22 protein-coding genes and 1 riboswitch are annotated in these 24,228 nt (G+C 64.8%); of the genes, 11 read left to right on the forward strand and 11 right to left on the reverse strand.

All coding sequences use genetic code 11. The annotated features are described in order from the left end of the window. The first annotated feature begins 19 nt into the window (after window positions 1-19). Window positions 20-135: riboswitch (TPP riboswitch) on the forward strand. The 8 genes from thiO to AC5Y5C_RS03520 all read left to right on the forward strand — a co-directional run bounded on the left by thiO (window position 134) and on the right by AC5Y5C_RS03520 (window position 7,574). After that, window positions 134-1,207: a glycine oxidase ThiO gene (gene thiO / locus AC5Y5C_RS03485; protein ID WP_499969004.1), complete on the forward strand. Its 1,074-nt coding sequence runs from the start codon at window positions 134-136 to the stop codon at window positions 1,205-1,207. It overlaps the preceding riboswitch by 2 nt. After that, entirely contained in the window at window positions 1,204-1,401 is a 198-nt protein-coding gene (gene thiS / locus AC5Y5C_RS03490; RefSeq protein WP_499969006.1) for a sulfur carrier protein ThiS, read from the forward strand. Before thiO ends, thiS begins: the two co-directional genes overlap by 4 nt. Beyond that, entirely contained in the window at window positions 1,398-2,183 is a 786-nt protein-coding gene (locus AC5Y5C_RS03495; RefSeq protein ID WP_499969008.1) for a thiazole synthase, read from the forward strand. Before thiS ends, AC5Y5C_RS03495 begins: the two co-directional genes overlap by 4 nt. Before the next feature lie 23 nt (window positions 2,184-2,206). After that, window positions 2,207-3,181 (forward strand): ABC transporter ATP-binding protein, encoded by a 975-nt coding sequence (locus AC5Y5C_RS03500; protein ID WP_499969010.1) that lies wholly within the window; start codon window positions 2,207-2,209, stop codon window positions 3,179-3,181. Then, the gene (locus AC5Y5C_RS03505) at window positions 3,181-3,933 is read left to right on the forward strand and encodes an ABC transporter permease (protein ID WP_499969012.1); all 753 of its coding nucleotides are present in this window, start codon (window positions 3,181-3,183) and stop codon (window positions 3,931-3,933) included. Before AC5Y5C_RS03500 ends, AC5Y5C_RS03505 begins: the two co-directional genes overlap by 1 nt. Window positions 3,934-3,953: 20 nt before the next feature. Further along, entirely contained in the window at window positions 3,954-5,453 is a 1,500-nt protein-coding gene (locus AC5Y5C_RS03510; protein ID WP_499969014.1) for a M28 family peptidase, read from the forward strand. 186 nt (window positions 5,454-5,639) lie between these two features. After that, window positions 5,640-7,139: a M28 family metallopeptidase gene (locus AC5Y5C_RS03515; protein ID WP_499969016.1), complete on the forward strand. Its 1,500-nt coding sequence runs from the start codon at window positions 5,640-5,642 to the stop codon at window positions 7,137-7,139. Between the two features lie 39 nt (window positions 7,140-7,178). Continuing rightward, window positions 7,179-7,574 carry a hypothetical protein gene (locus AC5Y5C_RS03520; protein WP_499969349.1) on the forward strand — a complete coding sequence of 132 codons (396 nt, stop codon included), beginning with the start codon at window positions 7,179-7,181 and terminating at the stop codon, window positions 7,572-7,574. 3 nt (window positions 7,575-7,577) lie between these two features. Here AC5Y5C_RS03520 and AC5Y5C_RS03525 read toward each other — a convergent pair whose 3' ends face one another. Continuing rightward, window positions 7,578-8,294 carry an NUDIX hydrolase gene (locus AC5Y5C_RS03525; protein ID WP_499969018.1) on the reverse strand — a complete coding sequence of 239 codons (717 nt, stop codon included), beginning with the start codon at window positions 8,292-8,294 and terminating at the stop codon, window positions 7,578-7,580. Between the two features lie 95 nt (window positions 8,295-8,389). Here AC5Y5C_RS03525 and AC5Y5C_RS03530 point away from each other — a divergent pair, with 95 nt between their 5' ends. Beyond that, window positions 8,390-9,340: a TauD/TfdA dioxygenase family protein gene (locus tag AC5Y5C_RS03530; protein ID WP_499969019.1), complete on the forward strand. Its 951-nt coding sequence runs from the start codon at window positions 8,390-8,392 to the stop codon at window positions 9,338-9,340. A 1-nt stretch (window position 9,341) separates the two neighbouring features. Here AC5Y5C_RS03530 and AC5Y5C_RS03535 read toward each other — a convergent pair whose 3' ends face one another. The 6 genes from AC5Y5C_RS03535 to AC5Y5C_RS03560 form a co-directional block, all read right to left on the reverse strand. Beyond that, window positions 9,342-10,796: an NAD-dependent succinate-semialdehyde dehydrogenase gene (locus AC5Y5C_RS03535; protein WP_499969020.1), complete on the reverse strand. Its 1,455-nt coding sequence runs from the start codon at window positions 10,794-10,796 to the stop codon at window positions 9,342-9,344. Beyond that, complete coding sequence (gene gabT / locus AC5Y5C_RS03540; protein ID WP_499969021.1) at window positions 10,796-12,142, reverse strand: 4-aminobutyrate--2-oxoglutarate transaminase; 1,347 nt, start codon at window positions 12,140-12,142, stop codon at window positions 10,796-10,798. The genes AC5Y5C_RS03535 and gabT overlap by 1 nt, the downstream gene beginning before the upstream one ends. Window positions 12,143-12,257: 115 nt before the next feature. Further along, window positions 12,258-13,799 (reverse strand): APC family permease, encoded by a 1,542-nt coding sequence (locus AC5Y5C_RS03545; RefSeq protein WP_499969023.1) that lies wholly within the window; start codon window positions 13,797-13,799, stop codon window positions 12,258-12,260. Then, window positions 13,792-14,691: a universal stress protein gene (locus AC5Y5C_RS03550; RefSeq protein ID WP_499969025.1), complete on the reverse strand. Its 900-nt coding sequence runs from the start codon at window positions 14,689-14,691 to the stop codon at window positions 13,792-13,794. The genes AC5Y5C_RS03545 and AC5Y5C_RS03550 overlap by 8 nt, the downstream gene beginning before the upstream one ends. 2 nt (window positions 14,692-14,693) lie before the next feature. Beyond that, on the reverse strand, window positions 14,694-16,637 hold the full coding sequence (locus tag AC5Y5C_RS03555) for a primary-amine oxidase (RefSeq protein ID WP_499969027.1): 1,944 nt from the start codon (window positions 16,635-16,637) through the stop codon (window positions 14,694-14,696). A 2-nt stretch (window positions 16,638-16,639) separates the two neighbouring features. After that, a complete protein-coding gene (locus tag AC5Y5C_RS03560; protein ID WP_499969029.1) occupies window positions 16,640-18,076 on the reverse strand; it encodes an aminobutyraldehyde dehydrogenase in 1,437 nt (478 codons plus the stop codon). Window positions 18,077-18,234: 158 nt separating this feature from the next. On the opposite strand from AC5Y5C_RS03560, the gene AC5Y5C_RS03565 reads away from it, so the two are divergent. Together AC5Y5C_RS03565 and AC5Y5C_RS03570 are read left to right on the forward strand one after the other, a co-directional pair. Continuing rightward, entirely contained in the window at window positions 18,235-19,752 is a 1,518-nt protein-coding gene (locus AC5Y5C_RS03565; RefSeq protein ID WP_499969351.1) for a PucR family transcriptional regulator, read from the forward strand. A 105-nt stretch (window positions 19,753-19,857) separates the two neighbouring features. After that, complete coding sequence (locus AC5Y5C_RS03570) at window positions 19,858-20,475, forward strand: TetR/AcrR family transcriptional regulator (RefSeq protein WP_499969353.1); 618 nt, start codon at window positions 19,858-19,860, stop codon at window positions 20,473-20,475. 12 nt (window positions 20,476-20,487) lie between these two features. Here AC5Y5C_RS03570 and AC5Y5C_RS03575 read toward each other — a convergent pair whose 3' ends face one another. From AC5Y5C_RS03575 to thiD, 4 genes are all read right to left on the reverse strand, one after another. Then, window positions 20,488-21,381 (reverse strand): RNA polymerase sigma-70 factor, encoded by an 894-nt coding sequence (locus AC5Y5C_RS03575; RefSeq protein ID WP_499969031.1) that lies wholly within the window; start codon window positions 21,379-21,381, stop codon window positions 20,488-20,490. After that, on the reverse strand, window positions 21,378-22,559 hold the full coding sequence (locus tag AC5Y5C_RS03580) for an NAD(P)/FAD-dependent oxidoreductase (RefSeq protein ID WP_499969033.1): 1,182 nt from the start codon (window positions 22,557-22,559) through the stop codon (window positions 21,378-21,380). The genes AC5Y5C_RS03575 and AC5Y5C_RS03580 overlap by 4 nt, the downstream gene beginning before the upstream one ends. Before the next feature lie 110 nt (window positions 22,560-22,669). Continuing rightward, window positions 22,670-23,302 (reverse strand): alpha/beta hydrolase family protein, encoded by a 633-nt coding sequence (locus AC5Y5C_RS03585; protein WP_499969035.1) that lies wholly within the window; start codon window positions 23,300-23,302, stop codon window positions 22,670-22,672. A 95-nt stretch (window positions 23,303-23,397) separates the two neighbouring features. Continuing rightward, window positions 23,398-24,228, reverse strand: coding sequence for a bifunctional hydroxymethylpyrimidine kinase/phosphomethylpyrimidine kinase (gene thiD, locus AC5Y5C_RS03590; protein ID WP_499969037.1), 831 nt, complete (start codon window positions 24,226-24,228; stop codon window positions 23,398-23,400).

Raw genomic sequence — 24,228 nt, forward strand, 5'->3', positions numbered from 1 at the left:
AAGACGCTAGCGTTGTAGGTGTAAGTAACGCGGGAGCCCCGGGATGAGCGGGCTGAGAGTGGGCCAACGAATCCGGCCCTGACCGTCCGACCTGATCCGGGTCATGCCGGCGAAGGGAGTGACTCCGATTGTGATGTCGTCTCAACGAGGCTCGGTCGCCGTGATCGGCGGCGGTGTCATCGGGCTTTCCGTGGCGCGTGAAGCCGCCCGCGGCGGCTGGCGGGTCACCGTTCACGATGACGGCCTCAAGGGCCCGTCATGGGTGGCGGGCGGGATGCTCGCGCCCTATAGCGAGGCCTGGCCCGGTGAGGATGACCTGCTGGATCTGGGCATCGAATCCCTCGCGATCTGGCGCGACGGCTTCATCGACGATGCGGAAAATACCGTGATCACCGCACGCGGGTCGTTGACCGTCGCCGTCGACACCGCCGATGCCGGCGAGCTGCGGACCATGGTGGATTGGCTGGCCGGTCGCGGCCAGGCCGTCGCGGAAACCACCAACGCCCGGGATGTCGAACCGCTGCTGGCGCAGAACATCCGCCGTGGATTCACCGCGCCAGAGGAACTGGCTGTCGACAATCGCAAGGTGCTGCATGCGCTTAGCGCCGAGTGCGAGGCGCTCGGCGTGCGAAGGGGCCCACCGGTTGCCAAGCTCGACGAGGTGCCTGCCGGCCAGGTGGTGGTCGCCAACGGGGTAGGCGCGGCGACACTCGCGAATCTGCCGGTCCGCCCGGTGAAGGGGGAGGTGTTGCGACTGCGGCGGCGTCCCGGTGCGATGCCGCCACCCACACATATCATTCGCGCGCGGGTACACGGACGACACGTCTACCTGGTGCCCCGGGAGGACGGCGTCGTGGTCGGTGCCACGCAGTACGAGCACGGACACGACACCGCGCCTGCCGTCGCGGGAGTGCGGGATCTGCTCGAGGATGCGTGCGCGGTGCTGCCCTGTCTGGGGGAGTACGAATTCGCCGAATGCGCGGCGGGCCTGCGCCCGATGACTGACGACAATCTGCCCATGGTGGGCAGGATTGACGACCGCACCCTGGTGGCTGCCGGGCATGGCCGATCCGGATTTCTCCTCGCGCCGTGGACGGCACAGACGATAGCGGCGCTGCTCGACGGCGGCGAGCCGCCGGCCGCCGTCGATCCCCGCCGGTTCGAGAAGGCGCCCAGTTTGAGTAGGTCCAGTCAGGAGGCCCGATGAACATTCAGGTAAATGGTGATGCACGTGAGGTCGCCGAGGGTGCCAACATCTGGCAGCTGCTCGACGAGTTGGGCTTTCCGGAGTGCGGTATCGCGGTGGCCATCAATCACACCGTGGTACCCAAATCGGACTGGGACACCACGGTTTCCGCCGGTGCCCTGATCGAAGTCGTCACCGCGGTGCAGGGGGGATGAGCACGGTGGTCAATGCAGACGAACCGCTGTGTATTGCGGGCCGCTCCTTCGGTTCCCGGCTGATCATGGGAACCGGGGGCGCCGCGAACCTCTCGATTCTGGAACGGGCGCTGCTCGCGTCCGGTACGGAGTTGACCACGGTCGCGATCCGCCGGGTCGATGCCGCCGGTGGCACGGGTGTGCTGGATCTGCTCAAGCGGCTGGGCATCATGCCGTTGCCGAACACCGCGGGGTGCCGTGGTGCCACCGAGGCCGTGTTGACCGCCCAGCTGGCGCGCGAGGCACTCGAGACCAACTGGATCAAGTTGGAGGTCATCGCCGACGAGCGCACGTTACTGCCCGACGCCGTCGAGTTGGTGCGTGCCGCCGAGCAGCTTGTCGACGACGGGTTCGTGGTACTGCCCTATACCAACGACGATCCGGTGCTGGCTCGCAGATTGGAAGACGTGGGATGCGTGGGGGTGATGCCGCTCGGGGCCCCCATCGGCACCGGGCTGGGCATCACCAACACACATAACATCGAGATGATTGTGGCGTCCGCGGGAGTACCGGTGATCCTGGACGCGGGAATCGGCACCGCCAGCGACGCCGCTCTCGCGATGGAGCTCGGCTGCGATGCGGTGCTGCTCGCGACGGCCGTGACCCGCGCTGCCGATCCCGAACGTATGGCTGCGGCGATGGCGGCGGCCGTGACCGCCGGCCACCTCGCGCGTCACGCTGGTCGCATACCCCGCCGTTTTTGGGCACAGGCCTCCAGCCCGGATCCGGACAGAACCACGTAGCAATAGCTGGCATAGTGGGCCGCATGATCGAACTGCGGTCGCTGACCAAGGTATATGGGCAGACCCCGGCGGTCGACGACCTTTCCGTCACCGTCGAGCCGGGCGTCGTGACCGGGTTCCTGGGCCCTAATGGGGCAGGTAAGTCGACCACGCTGCGCATGATCGTCGGGCTCGCCCGCCCCACCTCGGGTACGGCGACGATCGGTGGCAAGCAGTACCACGAGATCGACCATCCGCTGCGCGAAGTCGGTGCGCTGTTGGATCCCAAGCAGTTTCACCCCAACCGGTCGGCACGCAATCACCTGCGGTGGATTGCCGCCGCCAATGACATTCCCTCCCAACGGGTGGATGAAGTGCTGGAGATGGTCGGGCTTACCGAGGTGGCCAACCGGCACGCCGGTACCTTCTCGCTGGGGATGTCCCAGCGGTTGGGCATTGCCGTCGCGCTGCTCGGCGATCCCCAGGTGCTGTTGTTCGACGAGCCCGTCAACGGTCTGGACCCCGAAGGCATTCACTGGATCCGGACGTTGATGCAAAGCCTGGCCGCGCAGGGCCGCACGGTGCTGGTCTCAAGTCACCTGCTGTCCGAAATGGCCAATACCGCAGACCAATTGGTGGTGATCGGCCGAGGCCGCCTGATCGCGGCGACATCCATGCATGAGTTTGTGAGCCGGGCCGGCGCCGACGTGGTGCGGGTGCGCAGCCCACAGATCGACACCCTGCGTTCGGCCGCGGAGGAAAGCGGCTTCTCGGTGAAAGTCTCGGAACGCAGTGAGGAAGAAAATGTGCTCGAAATCAGCGGTGCTCTCATTGAACAGATCGGCGAGCTCGCCGCACGTCTCGGCGTAACGTTGTACGAGCTTTCCCCGCAACGGGTTTCGTTAGAGGATGCGTATCTGTCGTTGACCGACGATGCGGTGCAGTACCGCAGCCGGGTAGAGGATCCGATTGCGGAGACTGCGACCGAGGTGCCCGCTGATGCGGAGGGCGTGCGCTGATGGGCGTTATCGCGGCCGAACGGATCAAAGTCTGTACCTCTCGTTCGGCAGTGTGGTGCAGTCTGCTCGCCCTGGCGCTGGGTTTGGGATTAGCGGGCCTGCAGGGCGGATCGGCATCCGTCTATACGCCGATCTCTCCCGGCGATGCCGCGGGCGGGGCGACTGTCGTCGGGGTCCCGCTCCTGATGGTGCTGGCCGCCATGACGGTGACCAACGAGAACCGAACCGCAATGGTGCGAACCACCTTTCAGGCCACACCCAACAGGCTGTCGGTTATCGGCGCCAAGGCGCTGGTGGCGGGGGTCTGGGTGGCGGTGGTCACCGCGGTCACCGCGCTGACCTCGATTGTGTTGGTGCGTGCCATGGCCGGTCCGGTGGCCGGTGCGAACTTGGCGCTCGACGGCCCCGGTGTGTGGAACACGATCGGCGCGGTGACGGCGTACGCGTTCTTGTGTGCCGTACTCGCGGTGGCGGTCGGTGTGTTGCTGAAGCACACTGCGGGCGCTGTTGCGGTACTCCTCTTGTGGCCGACGGTACTCGAGTTGATGCTGGGCTGGCTCACCGATGCAGGAAAGGCGTTGCAGCCCTTCCTTCCTTTCGCTAATGGCATCAGGTTTACCGGGGTGCCGTGGTACACCTCGGACGGTGTCCGCTTTGTTTGGGGCGCGACCGGTTCTCTCATCTACTTTGCTACCGTGGTTGTCATCACGCTCGCTGCGGCCCTGGCCGTGGCGCAGCGACGCGACGTTTAAGGTCGGGACAAGGGAGAACGATGGGGACCAAGCGGGTTGTATATGCGGTCGCGGTATCCGCGGTCTGCGCACTGGCGACTGTGACGGCATGCGATCGAGAGGGCGGCGAGGCACCGCGCTCGGCGCCGCAGGCCGGAGCCCAGGAGGCGGTCGGCTTCGCGCACTCCCTGCACGAGAAGGTGACCATCGACAATGTCGTGAAGCATCTGTCGGCTCTGCAAGAGATTGCCGACAAGAACAAGAACACTCGGGCGGCGGGTACTCCCGGCTTCGATCAAAGCGTCGATTACGTGGTAAAAGCTCTGAAAGACAAGGGATTCGACGTACAGACGCCCGAGTTCAGCTTCAAGTACTTTCAGGCCAAATCTCTTGAGCTGACGGTCGGACCCAAGAAGGTTGACGCCGCGGTGCTGTCGTACTCGCCGGGGGGTCAGGTGCAGGGACGATTGGTTGCCGCTCGTGCGGAAGAATCGCCGGGTTGCACCGCCGAGGATTACGACGGACTCGACATCAAGGGTGCGGTGGTTCTGGTCGACCGTGGGTCGTGCCCGTTCTCCGAGAAGGAGAAGGCTGCCGCCGGGCGCGGCGCGGTGGGCCTGATCGTTGCGGACAACGTCGACGAGAGCACCGCGGGCGGCACCCTCGGTGAGGACGCCAGTCCGAAGATCCCGGTGGTGGGTGTCACCAAGTCGGCGGGAGCGGATCTGCGGGCGCATCCCGACCAGGTTGTTCTCAAGGTCGATGCGGAGACCAAGGACGTCAAGGCGCGCAATGTGATCGCGCAGACCAAGACGGGTGCCACCACGGATGTGGTGATGGCCGGAGCTCACCTCGACAGCGTTCCCGAGGGGCCGGGTATCAATGACAACGGCACCGGTACCGCGGCAGTTCTTGAGACCGCGCTGCAGCTGGGGCCGAGCCCGGACGTGAAGAACGCGGTGCGGTTCGCATTCTGGGGTGCGGAGGAGGAAGGGCTGATCGGCTCTACCGACTACGTCAAATCCCTTGACGTGGATGCGCTGAAAGATATTGCCCTGTACCTGAATTACGACATGCTCGGGTCACCGAACGCTGCGTACCTGACCTATGATGGCGATCAGTCCGAGGAACCCGACCCGAATGAGGTTCCGGTGCGGATCCCCGAGGGTGCGGCAGGCATCGAGCGGACGGAAGTCGCCTACCTCGCCGAGCAGGGCAAGAAGGCTCACGACACCGGATACGACGGCCGTTCGGACTATGACGGGTTTAGCAGGGCAGGCATTCCCACCGGTGGCATCTTCTCCGGTGCCGAGGACAAGATGACGTCCGAGGAGGCGCGGGACTGGGGCGGCAAGGCGGACCAGCCCTTCGATCCGAACTACCACCAGGCGGGCGACACCCTGGCCAACGTGAACAAGGACGCGCTCAAGATCAACGCAGGCGGAGTCGCCTACACCATTGGCCTGTATGCGCAGAGCATCGACGGACGCAATGGGGTGCCCGTTCACGAGGACCGCACCCGTCACAAGCTGAAGGACTGATACAACCCCGGGTCGCGTCGCTCTCCCCGCAAGCGGGAGGTGCCCCTGCCCGCCGGATCAGCGGTAACAGCTTTGTTGCAACGCCCCGAAAGGCCTTGGGAACCAACGTTGGTGCGGTAGCGTGTGCGATTGCTCGATTCGCACAAGTCCACTGGGGTTCCAAGAGGTTTCATTGAGGTCTTTTTGATGGCGTTATTTCGCGCCCGGGGGCTAGCGCGCGGCTGTGCCCTGCTCGCGATTGCGGCCGTGGCGAGCTGCTGTGCGCCCCCGGCCGAACCGGGTGCCACCGCCGTATCGCCCAGCCCCAACTTGGCGGCGGATCTGGCGCGCACGGTCACCGTGGACGCCATGGTGGCGCACCTGCAACAGCTGCAGCAGGCCGCCGACGCCAACGGTGGGAACCGTGCCGAGGGCACGCCGGGCTACGACGCCAGTGCGGACTACGTGACAAAGGTATTGAAGGATCGCGGGTTCGAGGTTCAGGCGCCGGAGCTGTCCAGGCTCAAGGTGATCACGGAGGGCAAGCCGCTCGTCGACATCGGCGGCCGGCCCTATGCGGTGGATCAGGCCTCCTATTTCGCCCAGACCCCCAAGGGCGGGCTCAAGGCCAACATCATCCGTCCTTCGGGTAAGGCCGGTGGTTGTGCCGCGGCGGATTACGGCACTCTCAAGCTCGACGGTCAGATCGCGGTGGTCGACGGTGCCGGATGCTCGGTTGTCGACAAGCACAATGTCGCCAAGGAGAAGGGCGCGGCGGCGGTGCTGGTGACGATGCAGACGGGCGCCGGTGAGGGGCTGTTCACTCCCAATTACTATGAGCAGCTGTCCATTCCGGTCGGAATCATCGACTCCGGGGTCGACACCCTGCTGCGCCGCAACTCGTCGCCGATAACTCTGGTACTGGATATGAGCATCGCGAAAGTGCGCTCACGCAGCATTATTGCCCAGACCGCAACAGGTGATCCGGCAAATGTGGTGCTCGCCGGAGCGCACTTGGACAGCGTGGCCAAGGGCCCGGGGATCAACGACAATGGAACCGGCGTGGCCGCGGTCTTGGAGACCGCGCTGCAACTGGGGCCCAAGCCGGTGATCAACAACGCCGTGAGGTTCGCGTTCTGGGCTGCCGAGGAAGACGGCCTTGCCGGGTCGATCGAGTATGCCAAGGGCCGCAACGCCGAGGAGCTCAACGATATTGCGCTGTACCTGAACTTCGACATGCTCGGCTCGCCGAATGCCGGGTACTTCGTGCTGGACGGTGACCAGTCGGCCGCCAAGCCGGATCCGAATCGGCCGCCCCTGGACGTACCGGAGGGATCCGCGGGAATCGAACGAACCTTCGCGGGATACCTCAACCTGGCCGGCAAGCGGCCGGCGGCCGAGGAGTTCAACGGCAGATCCGATTACGGGCCGTTTCTGGCCGCCGGTATCCCGGTCGGCGGCATCAGCTCGGGCGCACTGGACAGAATGAGCGGCCCGGAAGCCAAGATGTGGCAGGGGCGCGCGGGCCAGCCGTTCGACCCCAATTACCACGGCCCCAAGGACAACCTCGCAAACGTCGGCAAGCAGGCGCTGGGGATTAACGGCTCGGCGGTGGCCTTTGCGGTCGGCACCTATGCGCTGTCCACCACCGGGCCCAATGGCGTACCGGAGCGCAAAGTTCGTCGACACTCGCCACAGGAACGCTAGGGCCAGCTAGCATCCCAGCGCATGAGAAGAATTCTCGCGTTGCTGGTGGCTCTGGCGTCGAGCGCCGTGCTTGGATCGCCATCCGCCGCGGTAGCGCAGGCGGACCCCGGAGTGCACATGACCTACCGCGTGACCGCGCAGGATCCGGGAAGCAACCGCCAAGTGGTCATCTCCTACCGCACAGGTAAGGGAGAGAAGGCGGTCAAGTACACCTGGCTCGACCCCTTCGTGCCCTGGACACATGACATATCGATGACAGCTCGTGAGGCGCAGGTGAGCATATTCAGCGACCAGGGCGGCAACTACCTCGGCGAGATCCTGCGCGACGGCAATGTGATCGCATCCAACTCGGTGTATCTAGACCCGGGCTGGGTGGCGGAGCAGGACGCGCCCTATGGGACGCCGACGTTGTTAGCGCGCGCCGGCGTGTCCTGATTCTCACTTCCAGGCGAAGACCGGCTGCTCCAGCTCATTGACGCGGTCATCGCGGCCCTCCAGGCAGAGCCATCGCACCTGCAGCAAGACGGCCCCGGTCGGGGCGTGGATGAGGTCGTTGCCCAGCGGGATCTGCACCACCGGGCGCGGGCTCTCGGGAATCGTGACGTAGCGCGGTGAATCCTCACGTTGCAACTGGTGCAACCCCACCCGGTACGCGGCCAGCACTTCGTCGGGCGAGGGACGCATCTCCAGACGCCCGCCACCCCACACCACCACCGGGGTGATCACGTATCCCGACCGTGTCGGATAGTCGTCGAGCAGGCCCAGCACCGTCGAATCGGGCAATGCGACGCCAAGTTCTTCGTCCAGCTCACGCAGCGCGGCCTGCACCGCATCCTCGCCAGGATCCAATCGTCCGCCGGGCAGCGCCCATTGTGCGGCATGGGAGCTGAGCCGGGAGGCTCTGCGACACAACAGGAATGCCGCGCCGCCCGAGACGTCGACCATCCTGCCGTCCAGCCCCTGCCCGGGTATGTCCCGGCCGCCGATCCACTCGTCCACAGGTGCTGGGTCGATGCGGTCTTCACCCAGATCCGAGTCGACCAGCACCACGGCCACCGCGGCGCGGCGTTTCGCCGGGTCATCGACAGTCCTGCGTTCGTGACCTGCCAGGTGTTCGCGAATCCGGTCCCGCAGTTCCTCGTCGTACGCGATCACCGTTCGACCATATCTGCCGTCGCCGGCGGCGGCCCTTTCGAATCGACTTGGCTCTATCCCTGGGCATACGGCGTCACGGTTGTTGTGATGCGGGAATGAGTGACGACCAAACACGACGTATCTATCGTGACGCCGGAATCACCGTCGAAAAGCTCGGCGAACACATCGGTGCCCGGGTCGAGGGCGTGGAGCTCGGGGCCGCTGTGCCGGCCGAACGGGCCGAGGCAATCCGCCTCGCGCTGGCGGTCAACAAGGTGCTGGTGTTCACCGGGCAGCACCAGCTGGACGACGCGGGACAGTATGCGTTCGCTCGTCTGCTCGGGGAGCCGACACTGCCGCACCCCACGGTGACCTCGCACGGCACCGAGCTGCTGAACCTCGAGGGGGCGGCCAACGGCTGGCACACCGATGTCACCTTCGTCGATCGCATCCCGAAGGCATCGGTGCTGCGCCCGGTGACGTTGCCGTCCTACGGTGGCGCCACCACCTGGGCGTCGACGGTCGCCGCGTACGACCAGCTGCCGACACCGTTGCGCGCGCTTGCCGACGACCTGTGGGCCACGCACACAAACCTGTACGACTACGTGGGCGCCGGTACGTCGGGCGGAGTGAGCGCCGAGCGCCGCGCCGCGTACTACAGCGAGTTCACCAGCTCTCTGTACGAAACATTGCATCCCGTGGTCCGGGTGCACCCGGAGACCGGTGAGCGCAGCCTGCTGCTCGGGCAGTTTGTCAAGAGTTTCCAAGACCTGCCCGGCGCCGAGTTCGCGGCACTCTTTCAGCTGCTGCAGTCGCGTATCACGAAGCTGGAGAACACCTTCCGATGGAACTGGCGACCGGGTGACGTGGCCATCTGGGACAACCGCGCCACCCAGCATTACGGAATCGCCGACTTCGGGGAGCAACAACGCGAGTTACATCGCGTCACGCTGGCCGGGGATGTGCCGGTCGACATCTACGGCAGGCGCAGTCAGGTCCTCACCGGCGACGCCAGTCACTACTCGGGTGTCGAGGAGCCTCGGCGACTGGAATCGTTCGCCGCCTGAGCTAGGGCAGCGCGATGTATTTCGTTTCGAGGTATTCCTCGATGCCCTCGCTGCCGGCTTCCCGTCCGATGCCCGATTCCTTGATCCCGCCGAACGGCGCGGCCACATCGGATATCACGCCGCGGTTGACGCCGATCATCCCCGACTCGACGGACTCCGAAACGCGCAGCGCGCGATCCAGGTTGGTGGTGTACACGTACGCGGCAAGCCCGTACTCGGTGTCGTTGGCGGCCGCTATTCCCGCCTGCTCGCCGTCGAACCCGGTGATCGCGGCCACCGGGCCGAATACCTCTTCGCGGAGAATTCTTGCGTTCGAAGGCACATCGGTGAGCACGGTCGGCGGGTAGAAGTAGCCCTCGCCGTCGGCAATGGCACCTCCCGTGGTGATGACGGCCCCCTTGCTGACGGCGTCCTGCACCAACTCGTCGACCGAGGCGCGCTGTTTGGCGGTGATGAGCGGCCCCACCTGCACGTCGCTTTCGTCGCCGGGACCGATGGTGAGCGCACCCATGCGGGTGGTGAGCTTCTCGGTGAACTCGGTGCGCACCGCGTTGTCGACGTGAAAGCGGTTGGCCGCGGTGCATGCCTCACCGATATTGCGCATCTTCGCCGCCATCGCGCCATCGACTGCGGCGTCGACGTCGGCATCGTCGAACACCACAAAGGGTGCGTTTCCACCCAGCTCCATCGAGGAGCGCAGCACCCTGGTGGCGCACTGCGACAGCAGGACCTTCCCGACGCCGGTGGAGCCGGTGAAGGTCAGCTTGCGCAGCCTCGAATCTTCGATCAGCGGACCGGTCAGGCCCGAGGCGCTCGTGGTGGGAAGGATCGACAGCACGCCGGGGGGCAGTCCCGCATCGGCGAATACCTGGCCCAGCAGCAGCATGGTGAGTGGTGTCTCGGCGGCGGGTTTGACGATCATGGTGCATCCGGCGGCGAATGCCGGGCCGATCTTTCGGGTACCCATGGCCAGTGGGAAGTTCCAGGGCGTGATGGCCAGTGCCGGACCGATGGGCTGCTTGGTCACCAGGATCCGCCCGGTGCCCGTCGGCGACGAGGTGTATCGGCCGTTGATGCGCACGGCTTCCTCTGAGAACCAGCGCAGAAACTCCCCGCCGTAGGCGACCTCGCCCTGGCTTTCCGCTAGCGGCTTGCCCATTTCCAAGGTCATCGCCAGCGCGAAATCATCACGCCGCTCTATCACCAATTCCCAGGCCCGACGCAGGATTTCGGCCCGCTCACGGGGTGCGGTCGCCGCCCAGGACCGCTGCACGGCCACGGCCTCGTCGAGCGCGGTGGCACCGTCGGCTGCCGAGGCGTCGGCCACGGTGGTCAGCACGGCACCCGTGGCCGGGTTGTGCACGGGGAACCGCGCGCCGGTCGAGGACGGGACCTGCTTGCCGCCTATCCATAGATCGGTGGGAATGGCATCGATCAGGGCTGAGTGATCGGTCACTAGCGGCTCGCCTTCTCGCGGATGATGTCGGTGAGGACGGTGATGCCCTCGTTCAAGAGATCGTCCCCGATCACCAACGGGGGTAGCAAGCGGATCACATTGCCGAAGGTTCCGCAGGTGAGGATCAGCACGCCCTGGGAGAGCGCCTCGGCGGCAATGGCTTTGGTGAGCGCAGCATCGGGTTCGAGAGTGCCGGGTGTGACGATCTCGATGGCCAGCATGGCGCCGCGGCCACGTACGTCGCCGATGATGTCGACGGTGCGCGCCACTGCTTGCAGGCGAGACAGCACCGACGTCTCGATGGCCCGGGCCCGGGCCGGCAGGTCGAGCTCACGCATGACGCCCAATGCCGCGATGGCGGCCGCACAGGTCACCGGGTTGCCGCCATAGGTTCCTCCCAGGCCGCCGGTGTACACCGCGTCCATCAGATCTGCGCGCCCGGTGACGGCGGACAGCGGCATACCTCCGGCGATGCCCTTGGCCATGGTGACGATGTCGGGGACGATGCCATCGTGTTCGGACGCGAACCAGGCACCCGTGCGCGCGAATCCGGTCTGCACTTCGTCGGCGATGAAGACGACGCCGTTGTCCCGCGCCCAGGCCGTCAGTGTGGACAGGAATCCGGGTGCGGGCACGATGAATCCGCCCTCGCCCTGGATGGGCTCGATGATGATCGCCGCCAGCGATTGCGCACCGATCTGGGTTTCGATGCGGGAGATCGCTCGCCGTGCCGCTTCCTCGCCGGACAGACCCGGCTCGTCACGGAGCGGGTAGGAGGCCGGCATCCGGTACACCTCGGGCGCGAAGGGCCCGAACTGCGACTTGTAGGGCATCGACTTCGCGGTCAGCGCCATCGTCAGGTTGGTGCGGCCGTGATAGGCGTTCTCGAAGGCGACGACCGCCGGGCGGCCGGTAGCCAGCCGCGCCACCTTGATGGCGTTCTCCACGGCTTCGGCGCCGGAGTTGAACAATGCGGTGCGCTTCTCGTGATCGCCCGGAGTCAGGGCGTTGAGGAGCTCGGCGACCCGCACGTACCCCTCGTAGGGCGTCACCATGAAACAGGTATGGGTGAAATGGGCTGCCTGGTCGGCGATGGCCTCGGCAACGGCGGGATGCGAGGCGCCGACGGTGGTGACCGCGATACCCGATCCGAGGTCGATGAAGGAGTTGCCGTCGGCGTCGACGATCACGCCGCCATCGGCATCGACCGCGTAGACCGGCGCGGTGGAGCCGACCCCGGCGGATACCGCGGCGCGGCGGCGCTCGGCCAGGGCGCTGGAACGCGGCCCGGGCAGGGGCGTCACGATATTGCGCTTCTGGGCGAGGCGGTAGGTGATGTCGGTCATGGTGCTTCCTGTCGTCGATCCGGCGATCTCAGTCTGCCGCTGAGGTGTGTTTCTGGGAATGGACGGTTTGTCCAGCAAAGACCCATGGACGCGCCGTTATGGAGCGCATGACCGCCTAGTCCATCAGCGGAGCGGTGTCGCGAGTCAGGGTGCGTCCCAGGAAGAAGTCCGGGCTCTTGACTCGCATGATCGCCATGAGCACCGCCCCGAACGCCAGAATGCCGAAGCCCAGATAGAACACCAGGCCGATGCCGCCGATCGAGGCGCCGCTGCCGGTCTTCTCCGGGTCCATGCTCTCGCGCACGGAGATGACGAACACCGCGGCCAGCATGAGCCCGCCCAGGAGCGGAAAGAGGAACTTGTACACCACGTTGTGGGCATTCTGGAACAGCTCCGCGCGGAAGTACCACACGCAGGCAAAGGCAGTGATGCCGTAGTACCAGCAGATCATGATGCCAAGTGCGGCAATGGTGTCCAGCAGGGTGCGATCGGACAGCAGGCTGACAACGGTGTAAAAGGCGGCGGTAACCGCGCCGGCCACGACGGTGCTGAAGGTCGGCGTGAGGAATCGTGGGCTGACGCTGGCGAACCGTTTCGGAAAGGCGCCGTAGGTACCCATGGCGAGCATGGTGCGGGCCGCGGGCAGGGAGGTGGTCTGCAGGCTCGCCACCGCGGAGGCGAATATCGCCAATAGCAGCAGTGGGCCGAACCAGCTGCCCAGTACCGGGTTGGCAAGGGCACCAAAGACATTGTCCTTGTTCTCCTCATTGGCCAAGCCCAGATCGGTCTCGCCGACACCGGCGAACATCATGACCGCGACGGCCACCAGCAGGTAGGTCAGCAAGATCGACAGCACGCACAGCAGGCCGGCACGGCCGGGCACCTTTGTCGGGTCTTTGCATTCCTCGCCCAGTGTTAGACAGGTATCCCAACCCCAGAACGCGAAGATCGAGCCGACGAGCCCAATGACAAAGGCGCTCAGGGTCAATCCCGTCAGTGGGTTGAACCAGTCCAGATCGAAGGCGAGATGCCCGGCCGCGCCGGGTGCCTTCGTGATGGCGACGACGGCGAAGATCACCAGCACGATCATCTGGAACCCGACGAGTACGTACTGCACCTTTTCGCTCGTGGTGATGCCCCGGCTGGAGATGTAGGTGGCGATGGCCAGCAGCGCGACGGTCGAGATGATGTTGACGGCCTTGTTGTTGGCGAGCTCACCGAGTGTCTGATTGTGGAAGATGGCACCGAGAAACTGATAGCCGTACTGCACACCGATGGATGCCAGGTTGGACAAGACGATGATGGTGGCGATTACCATGCCCCAGCCGCACATCCAGCCGATGTACGGGCCGAATGCCTTGGTGGACCAGGTGAAGGAGGCGCCGCAGTCGGGTGCGCGTGAATTGAGCTCGCGGTAGGCATACGCGGTAAGGAACATGGGGATGAAACCCGCGATCAGGATCGCCGGCATCTTGAGGCCGACCGCGGCCACAATCAGCCCGATGCTGGCCGTGAGCGTGTACCCCGGTGCCACCGTGGAAATACCGAGGATGGCGCCGGTGAAGGTGCCGATACGGCCGGCCGCCAAGCCCTTTGAGACAAGTCCCTCGGACCGCTCGGCAAGCTCCAGCTCGGCGTGCGCGATGTCCTCAGTCATGGTCGGCGCCTTCCGCACGATCTTCTTTGGGGATCACGACCATGGGGACCTGCAGTACGCGGAGCATCTTCGCGGCCGTCGAGCCGAGGAAGAGCCGTCGTGGCTGCGCCAGGCGGCTGGAACCGACCATGATGATGTCGCCCTCGTGCCAATCGAGCTTGTTCACGGCAGCCTCAATAGTAGGCCCCTCGGCAACCATCGACGTGACCGGGAAATCCGGAGGCAAAACCAATTTCGCGGTTTCGAGGGACTGTTGAGCGTGAATGGTGGCGCGTTCACGCGCCGACTGATCGTCATCACCCCCGGGAATCGGGTCGAACGACACCAGCGAGACCAGGCGCAGTGGCGTACCGGCGCGCTGGCTAGCGCGCAAGGCTGTGTTCAGCAGCACACGTGCGCCCGGCCGAGTGCCCATGGCGCAGGTGACCTCGCGGACGCGGAGGTTCTTCTGATAGCGCGCACCACGTGGCGAGATCACCAGAGGTATCGGCGACGAGTGCACGAGCTCGTTGACCACCGATCCCAGCGATAGGCTGCCGACCAGGCCACCGCCGGAGCCACCCACGACGACCGCCTCGACCCCCAGGGCCTCGCACTGGGCGATGAGTCCCTCGGCGATCGACTCGTGGAAGCTGATATGTGTCTGGACCGTGAGGTCGTCGGGAATGGTGGCCTCGGCATGTTTCAGCCAGTGAGTGGCATTCTCGGACAGTATGTCCTGGCGTTCCTGCTGGGGAAGCGGCGACAGGATGGGGCGGTCCTGGGGGAGCACCATGCACAGATCCAGGTGCGCGCCCAGAGAGCGCGCGATCTGTGCTCCCACCGCTAGAGCGTCATCGCCGCCCGGAGTGGCCAGGTATGCAACGGCAATCCTCTTGGCGGCGGTACTCACGGCTAGGCCTCCTGGTGTCCGGATGTGTGACAGCTCTTCGGCGGGGTGGGTGCGACGTCGAGTGCGGGGTTACGGTCGAAGAACCCGACCGGTTTGAGCCAGAAGTTCACGGTGTCGACGGGCATGATCGGCCAGTCCTCGGGGCGGGTGATGTGGTGAATGCCGAACACGTACCAGAGCACGACATCGGTGTTCTCGATGGAACGGTTGCCCGCAGTCCAGGCGGGCAGACCGTGGTCGTCCTTGCTCTGCGTTACGAATTCTCCTGCAGGCCAACGTTCTTCGGACGAGTTAGGGGTAACCCAGAGGGTGTGCTCGATGGCGCGGCAGCGTGCCAGCACCGGTGAGGACGGGTCGAACATGGCAGGGATGGCCGCACCGGGTACCAACTTGTAAGCGGGGGCGGTGCCGATGCCGTTGCGGGTGTTGTCGTTGACGACCTTCCAAGCGCGCTGAGTCTGCCAGCAGAAGTCCTGCTTGCCTTCCGATTCGGTGCGCAATGGGGTGTTGCGCTGCCGCAGCGACAGCCCGTACGGATTGCGGGGTCCCATGGGCTCGATCTCGGTTTCTGTGGCGTACACGGTGTTCTCGGTGCCGTCGACGTCCAGGTCTAGTCTCGCGACAAGGAAATGTTGATGGTAGGGCGCATAGGTCCGGTCGTCGACGAGTGTTCCGTGCGGGTGCGCGGTGCCCTCGGCGAAGTTACTCACCACCATGATTCCGGTTGCGCGAACCTCGCATTCGATGTTTCCGTCCTGATAGAACCGCCAGTACGTGAGGTACTCGTAATTGGCGACGGTGACGTGGAAGGACACCGTGAGGCGACGCATCCGGCGCACTTCGGCGCCGTGGTCGTGGTCGACGTGCTTCCACAGGACCGCATTGTCCTCTTCGTGAATGCAGATCGCGTTCTTGATGGTGTACGGCTCGCCCTTGCTGTTGTGCAGCACGGCATCGAGGTAGCGAATCTCGCCGAGGCAGTCGCAACCAAGTTCCAGCGAGGTCGTCATGAAGCCGATGCCCCACTCACCGATATCGAAAGCTGTTCTTCGGTAGTGATCTTCGCAGTGGTCTCGATAGGGCACCATCATTTCGGCGAAGGACATGCGGTTGGCCACCGACCGTACCCGGCCGTTGTCGTTGTACGTCACCGCATGCAGTGTCATGCCCTCGCGATAGTTGAAGCCGACCCGCAATGACCAGTTCTGCCACTCGAGTTTGTTGCCTTCGATGGTGAAGGAGGTGCCGTCGGGCTGGGTGATGTGCAGTGGTTGCAGCGACTCCCGGGTGCTCTGCCGGCGCAGGCGTTCCGGCACATGCCGGGGTACGTATTCGCCCATCATCTCGGGCCGGGGGACGGTGAACGTGTCCTCGATCTCCAGCAGCTCCATGCTGTTCATGTCGATGATGCAGTGGAATCCGTTGACCGGACCCGCGTACGGATTGGCGCCTTCAGTGGAACGCACCCAGGTGTCCGACCACCCGAGGCGTCTGTCCTTGTATTTCTCGGGCATGACAGCGTCGCCGTAGGTCCAGGTGTCCATGAACACCAGATCCATGTTGGTGATGCCGCGCTTGGCCAGAGCGGCGATGACCTCAGGATGGCGCCGCAGGACCGCGTCGGCCTCCTCCCACTCGTCGACCGTGAAGTTGGGTTGCACTCCGGGAATGTGATTCCAGGACAGCACTTCACCGGCGGTCAGCGAGACGACGGCCTTGTAGGTGGCATTCCCTTGAGTGTCCAGACACGTGGCGAGTGCCCGACGGTCGGGCCGTGTGCCGTTGTCGTCGAATGCGGCGACCTCGGCCTTCGAGGGTTCGGATAGCTCGATGGAGGTGTACCGCCAGTCGTGCCCGACGCCGTGTGTCTGTGCCAGAAGCTTGGCGGTCGCGGTGAATTCATCCGCGGTCAGGGGATCGAGGGGATGGAACGTGTCGGCTGCCATGTCTAGTGTGCGCTCATCACATGCTTGATCCGGGTGTAGTCCTCCACACCGTAGGCCGACAGGTCCTTGCCGTACCCGGAATATTTGAATCCACCGTGTGGCATCTCGGCAACCAGCGGAATATGACAATTGACCCACACGCAACCGAAATCAAGTTCGCGAGTGAACTTTTCGGCGGTCTCGTGGTCCTTGGTCCACACGCTGGAAGCCAATGCGTAACGCACTCCATTGGCCATGCGGACGGCCTCGTCCGCATCGTCGAAGGATTGGACCGTCAAGATCGGGCCGAAGGTCTCTTCCTGGACTATCGGATCGTCTTGCCGCACACCGGTGACGATGGTGGGTTCGATGAAATATCCCTTGTCACCCCAGCGCTTTCCGCCGGTCACGATCGTCGCGTGCGCGGGTAGATTGTCGAGTTTCTTGGTGACCGCGGTGAAGTGGTTGATGTTGTTCATGGGCCCGTAGAAGCTGTCGGGATCGTCGGGCGGGCCCGGCCGCAACGTCTGCGCCGCCGAGTTGAGGGCGCTGACGAAGTCGTCGTGGATCGACTGGTGCACGATCACCCGGGTGGCGGCCGTGCAGTCCTGGCCGGCATTGAAGAAGGCGGCTTGTGCAATCCCGGTGGCCGCCTTGTCGATATCGACGTCATCGAACACCACAACCGGTGCCTTACCGCCGAGTTCGAGGTGGCTGCGCTTGAGCTGCTCGGCCGCCGAGGCGGCGACGGCGATGCCGGCCCGCACCGACCCCGTGATCGACACCAGGCCAACGGCAGGGTGGCTGACCAATTCGGAGCCGGTGGCCGCGGTGCCCAGTACGACGTTGAAGACGCCGTCGGGCAGGATGCCCTTCGTCAAGCGGGCCAGCACCAGTGTGCTTTCCGGGGTGGTGTCGCTGGGCTTGAGGACGATGGTGTTCCCGGCCGCCAGCGCGGGGCCGATCTTCCAGATCGCCATCATGAACGGGTAGTTCCACGGGGTCACCTGCCCGACGACGCCAATGGGCTCGCGCCGAACGTAGGAGGTGAATCCCTCCATGTACTCGCCGGCCGATTTGCCCTCGACGAGCCGGGCCGCACCGGCGAAGAACCGGAGCTGATCGGCGCTCACGGTCACCTCTTCGGCGGCTATGACCGCTTTCGGTTGCCCGGTGTTGCGGCACTGGGCCTCGACGATCTCGTCGATATGCGCCTCAATGGCGTCGGCGAGTTTGAGTAGCGCCTGCTGCCGGAAGCTCGGTGTGGATCTGCCCCAGGAGGTGAAGGCACGTTCGGCGGCTGCCACCGCCGCATTCACGTCCTCGGCATTGGACACCGGGGCGCGGCCCACCAACGATTCGTCGACTGGGCTGATCAGGTCGATGGGCTCGGAGGATTGGAGGGACAAAGAATCGACAAATTGGCCGTCGATGTAGTTCTGGAGTACCGAATCCGGCATATCGCATGTCCGTCCGTCGAGGGAATCCGTCTAAGCACGTCAAGAAAGCACGCAGAGATCCAGTGTGCGCTGAGACACATGCCTGATCATCCGACAATTCCGGGAATCTTCGCGGTGTTTTTCACCATTCTGTACAGTCTCGTGAGATGACTGTTCCGGTGCGCTGGGTGTTGGATCAACCGGACCTGAAACTCACCCTGAAGGGCGGTGCCGCGGGTCTGGGGCGCGACATCAATCTGGCGCTCACCACGGAACTTGCCGATCCCGCGCAATGGCTATCCGGTGGGGAGTTGGTGCTTACCACCGGGATCGGTCTACCCGAGAGTGCCCGGCAACGGCTGAGATACTTACGTGCGCTAGACGAGAATGGCGTTGCCGCACTGGGTTTCGGCACCGGACTGACCTTCGATAAGGTGCCGCCGGAACTGGTGAGAGCCGCCGACGAACTGGGTGTTCCGCTGTTGGAGGTGCCGCTGCGCACCCCGTTCGCCGCGGTGGTCAAGGCGGTGAGCACGCGCATCGCCGAGCTTGAGTACGACGCGGTGCTGCGTGCATCGCGGGCTCAGCCCCGGATAACCCGAGCGATCGTCAATGGCGGTGTGCAGGCGGTCACCGCGGAACTCGGACGGTCGCTGCGGGCCAATGTTGTGGTGTTGGACTCGGGCGGCACGGTGATCGCAAGTCATCCGCGCAATCTGGATGTCGCGACGGTCAATCTGGTCCGGGGTGCGTTGGCGCCGGGCGCGTCGTCCGGCGCGCAACAGCTGGACCCGGGAGTCGCCGTCGCGCAACAGGCGATCAGTGTGGGCGGTACGTCGTACGGAGTGTTGGCCGTTGTCAGTAAGACGCCCTTGACCTTCGTGGACCAGGTACTGCTGGGGCACGCAAATTCCTTGTTGGCCTTGGATTTTGACAAGCCGTCGCGGCTGCGAGATGCGCAACGCCAGTTGAATGGGCAGGCTTTGGGGCTGCTACTCGGTGATGAACGGAACCTGGACTCGGTGTGGGCCCAATTGGCACCGGCCGCCGATGGGCGCGGGCGGATCCGGGTGTTGGTGGTGGATGCTGAATCCCCGGCGGTGCTGCGGCGGGTACAGCCCACGGTCACCCGGGCCATGGAGTCCGCGGGCCACGCGGTCTTTGCACATGCCGCCGAGTCCCAGCTCACCGTCGTGATTCCGGGGTCGGAGAGTGCCGAATTCGCCCGGCAGTTGTTCACCGAGGTGGACGGGCGCACCAGAAAGAGTCTGCGGGCCGGTTTGAGCGGAGCACATCCGGTGGGGCGGCTCGGCGATGCGGCGCAGAATGCGAAGCTCGCCGCATCGGTGGCCGAACGCGGCGGGACACCGCTGGAGTTCACTTCACTCGCGGGTAGTGCGCTGCTGTCTTTTGGCCCAAGTCGTGAGGTGCTGGTCGCCGTCGCGAACGCGACATTGGCTCCCGTCGCCGAACATGACGCCACCTATGGCACCGAACTGTTGGCCTCTCTACGGGCCTATCTGGAGGCGAACGGCCATTGGGAATCGGCGGCCGCCGCTGTTGGTGTACACCGACACACGCTGCGGAAACGCATCGAAACGGCGCAGTCGCTGGTCGCCTGCGATCTCGATGTCGCACGGGTGCGCGCTGAGCTGCTGCTGGCGATGCTGGCGGGAACGCCGGGCGCCGGGAACTAAATCAGGACCCCAATTCCCAATGCGTGGGTTCACGGTAGTGCTACCTTACTTAGAACAGGTTCCAGTTTCGGGGTTATTTATGCAGGTGAGTAGATCGTGAGCGCCATGGTTGAAGCGTCACCGGTGCGGCCCGCTGCCGTGCCGTCGACCAGGCGCCAACATGAGCAGTACAAACGCATGCTCGATGCGGCGGAAGAGCTCGCCATGACGCGCGAGCTCGATCACGTCCAGATGCACGATGTCGCCAAACACGCCAACGTTGCCATTGGCACGTTGTACCGGTACTTCCCGACGAAGCGCCATCTGTTCGTCTCGGCCCTGGTGCGTGAGTCCGAACGGCTTGTCGGCCGCATCCCGCCGTCTCCCGATGGGCAGGAAACGGCGGCTGACCGGGTGGGCGAAGCACTGGTACGGGCACTGCGCGGGTTGACGCGGCGTCGCATGCTCGCGATCGCGATGATCAGGTCCTCGAACTCGGCGTCACTGGCCGAGGTACCGGACCTGATGCAGATCGAGAAGCGGTTTCACGAGCTGATATCCGAGGTGGCTGGTCTTTCGGACCCGACCGATGCGGATGAGGCCGTGATCAGGCTGCTGGTGCACCAGTGGTTCGGCTGCATTCAGGTGTGCCTCAACGGTGGTCTCACCGTGGCTCAGGCGGAGGCTGATCTGCGCCGGGCGGCACAGCTGTTGACGCGCGACTGGCGCTCGGTCGGTTCCTGACGCGCCCCCTCGTTAGCGGCTGACCGTGCGGATGGTGGCCGCCGCCACGAGCTTGTCCGGGTTGGCAACGGCGTAGAGCCGGGTAATCCTGCCCTCGGCGATTTCGATGGTGATGACGGCCTCTAGTACATCGCCCGCATACACCGCGATGGCTGGTGCGGCGTTGGCAATGATCACCTTGGCTCGCCTGTCCGCCATTCCCTTTCGGAATGGGCCGGCGAAAATACGCGCCAGTTTTCCGGCTCCGGTCAGCGGCCGTCGCGCGGCGCCTGCACGGCCGTTGCCGTCGGCAATCCAGGTGGCATCCGGAGCCAGCAGCGCCATCAGGCTTTCGACGTCACCGGTCTCGGTTGCCGCCAAGAACTGCTCGGCGATTCGCGTACTCTCGTTGGCGTCGACGGGTTCGAAGCGCTTGCGCCGAGCGTGCACATGTTCGCGGGCGCGGTGCGCGATCTGGCGGACCGCCGTAGCGGATTTACTTACCGCCCCGGCGATTTCGTCATAGTCGAATCCGAATACTTCGCGCAATACGAACACCGCGCGCTCGTCGGGTGTGAGGGTCTCGAGCAGCACCAGCATGGCCATCGAGACCGACTCGGCGAGCAGAATGTCCGCGGACCCGTCATGCTCATCGAGTAGCAATGGTTCGGGCAGCCACGGACCGATGTAGTCCTCGCGTCGGCGGGCACTGGTACGCAGGGACTTCAGTGCTTGACGTGTCACGAGCTGCGCCAGGTACGACTTAGTGTCTCGCACCGCTGCGAGGTCCACCTGTGCCCATTGTAGGTAGCTGTCCTGCAGCACGTCGTCAGATTCGGTTGCCGAGCCCAGGATTTCGTACACGATCGTGAACAGCAAGGGCCGCAGTAGGGTGAATCGCTCGGCATGCTCGTCGGTGGTGATCACGACGTGGTGGCCTCCGCCTGGTGGTGCGGAGCCTGCGCGGGCCCGGCCTCGCTCTTGAACCACAGGCTGGCTCCCGGCTTACGGCCCTCGCGGCGCAGGCCCCACGGTACGCCTTTGAGGACGAACTCCTTGAATGAAGCGGTCAGCCGACCGCGGGTATGGGCACCCACTGGACTGTCATCCTTGCGGGTGAACTGCAGCACCGCATTGCGTCGTCCGAGGCTCAGGCATTGCCCGACATATGCCAGGCGGAACACGGCGGGTTCGGTACCTGCCAGGCGGCTCAGCACTGTGTCGGCAGCAGCGGCCCCGGTCGTATTCGCGGTGTAGCAGCTCATGCGGGTCGGCAGGCTGGATGTGATCACGGCGTCACCGGCACCGATGACCCGGTCATCGTCGATGCTGGTGAGCGTTTCATCGGTGAGTAGCCGACCATCGTCGTTGACACTCAGACCACTGTGGGCGGCAAGGCCGGGCACTCCGAAGCCGCCTGCCCAGATGGTGATCGCACTGGGTAGTTCCGAGCCGTCGGCTAGCACTACAGAGTCCTGGCGCACCTCGGCCACCGTCGCGTTCTCCAGCACGTCGACCCGCTGTCGAGTGAACCATTGAGTGATCGACCTGCGAGCGGGTGCCCCAAACGTCGGGGCCAATTGTCCGCCGCACACCAGTCTCACGTTTCGGCCGAGATCGGTCAGCTCGGAGGCCATCTCGATTCCTGTCAGCCCGGCACCCACAACCGTGATCGGAGCTTCGTGGTCGGAGCTTTCAAGCGCTTGGCGCAGACGCTGTGCCGACTCGAATTCGGCGACGGGATAAGCAAATTCCCTCAGTCCGGGTACGTTGCTGGGCGCCGAATCGGTGCTGCCGACCGCGCAGATGAGGTAGTCGTAGTCGAGTACGTCTCCCGACGCCAGCCGGACCATCCGAGCGGGGGCGTCGATTCGCATGGCGCTATCGACGACGAGCCGCACTCGCCTTCCGAGCAGTGCGGCGTACTCGGCGGTGGCGATACCGGTTCCCGCCGCGTATTGGTGAAGCCGCAGGCGGTGTACGAAGTTCTCGCGGGGGTTGACCAGGGTGATGTCAATATCCGTGTTCTGCTGTAGACGGTTCGCTGCCATCGTTCCGGCATAACCGCCACCGAGGACAACTACGTGGGGGTGCTGGTCAGTCATGTTGGGCTCCCATTCATTCGGGGTTGATGCCCTTGAGATCCCGCTCGCGCCGGTTTTGTGACATCGGGGCGCGAATTATGACGCGCATCACAAAATGGGCGGGCGGCGGACTAGTGCTTCAGGGCTGCCAGCGCGGCATCGATGGCGAGCTCGGGGACATCGATTGTCTTGGAACCCAGATCGTGACGCGCACCGGTGATTTCCACGATTGTCGCGCCGGCCGGTATCAGAACCGATGCCTCCTTGAGTTCGGCGATGGTGCCGAACGCATCCGAGGTGCCGTGGGTGAACACCGTGGGAACCTGGATGCCGGGCAGATGTTCTGTGCGCAGCCGGTCGGGCTTGCCGGGCGGGTGCAGCGGGTAGGAAAACAAGGTCAGGACGTCGATGATCGGTCCCTTTTCCGCCACCAGCATCGAGGTTTGGCGTCCACCGTACGAATGACCGCCGGCCAATAGTGGGCCATCCACCAGGGCGCGAGCCTTGTTGATCACCTCGGCGATACCCGCGCGGTCCTTATCCGCCGACGAGGCCGACGGGGGGCCGCTTGGCCGGTTGCGCCGGAAGGGCATATCGAAACGTATCGCCAGCCAACCGCGTTCGGCCCACGACGTGCACAGCAGACGCAGCATGGGGGAGTGGCAGCTGCCCCCGGCACCGTGGGTGAGCACTACCGCACCGTGGGGGTGCCCGTCCGGGTGGTGGGCGATTCCGGCGATATCGGCAAGTTCCTCGGTGCTCACTCACTCAGCCTAAGGCTCTTCGCGCGGGCGCTCATCGCAGCCTGAGGCTCTTCGCGCGGGCGCTCATCGCAGCCTGAGGCTCTTCGCGCGGGCGCTCATCGCAGCCTGAACAGGGCCGATACCGGGCCGTGGCCGCGGCCAAGGGGATAGGCGGCTTTCAGACACTCGGTGATCCACCGTTTCCCGAAGGCGACCGCCTCGGTCACGGAAAGTCCTTGTGCTAGTGCGCAACTGATAGAGGCGGCGAGGGTGTCCCCCGCGCCGTGGTCGTGTCCGGTGTCCACGCGTTCGACGGGGAAGTAGTAAAACTCGGTGCCGTCGAAGAGCAGGTCGGTGCTGGTGTCGCTGGATCGAAGGTGTCCACCCTTCACCAGGGCCCACCGTGGGCCGAGGGCATGGAGTTTTCGTGCCGCTTCCTTTTGTGATTGCTCGTCGAGGACGTCGACGTCCACCAGCAGCCGTACCTCGTCCAGATTGGGGGTGACGAGCGTGGCCAGCGGAAAGAGCTGTTCACGGATGGCATCCAGCGCGCTCGGGTGCAGCAGCGGGTCGCCGTGCATGGATGCGCACACGGGATCGACGACCAGGGGGGTATTCGTCGCCAGGCGCGACCATGTCTCCGAGATGGCCTCGATGATCGGTGCGGAGGCCAGCATCCCGGTCTTGGCGGCCTGGATGCCGATATCGGTGATCACCGCATCCATCTGCGCTGCCACCACCGACGGTGGGATTTCATGAAAATCCCTGACACCCACCGAGTTCTGCACGGTTACCGCGGTGACCGCCACGCATCCGTGCACACCGAGAAGCGCCATGGTGCGCATATCGGCTTGGATACCCGCCCCGCCCCCGGAGTCGGACCCGGCGATGGTCAACACTCGCGCCGGGGTAGCGCCCGGCTCCGGGAGAGGCAGGAAGGCAGCCAT

The sequence above is a fragment of the Mycobacterium sp. NGS15 genome (genome assembly GCF_059813245.1).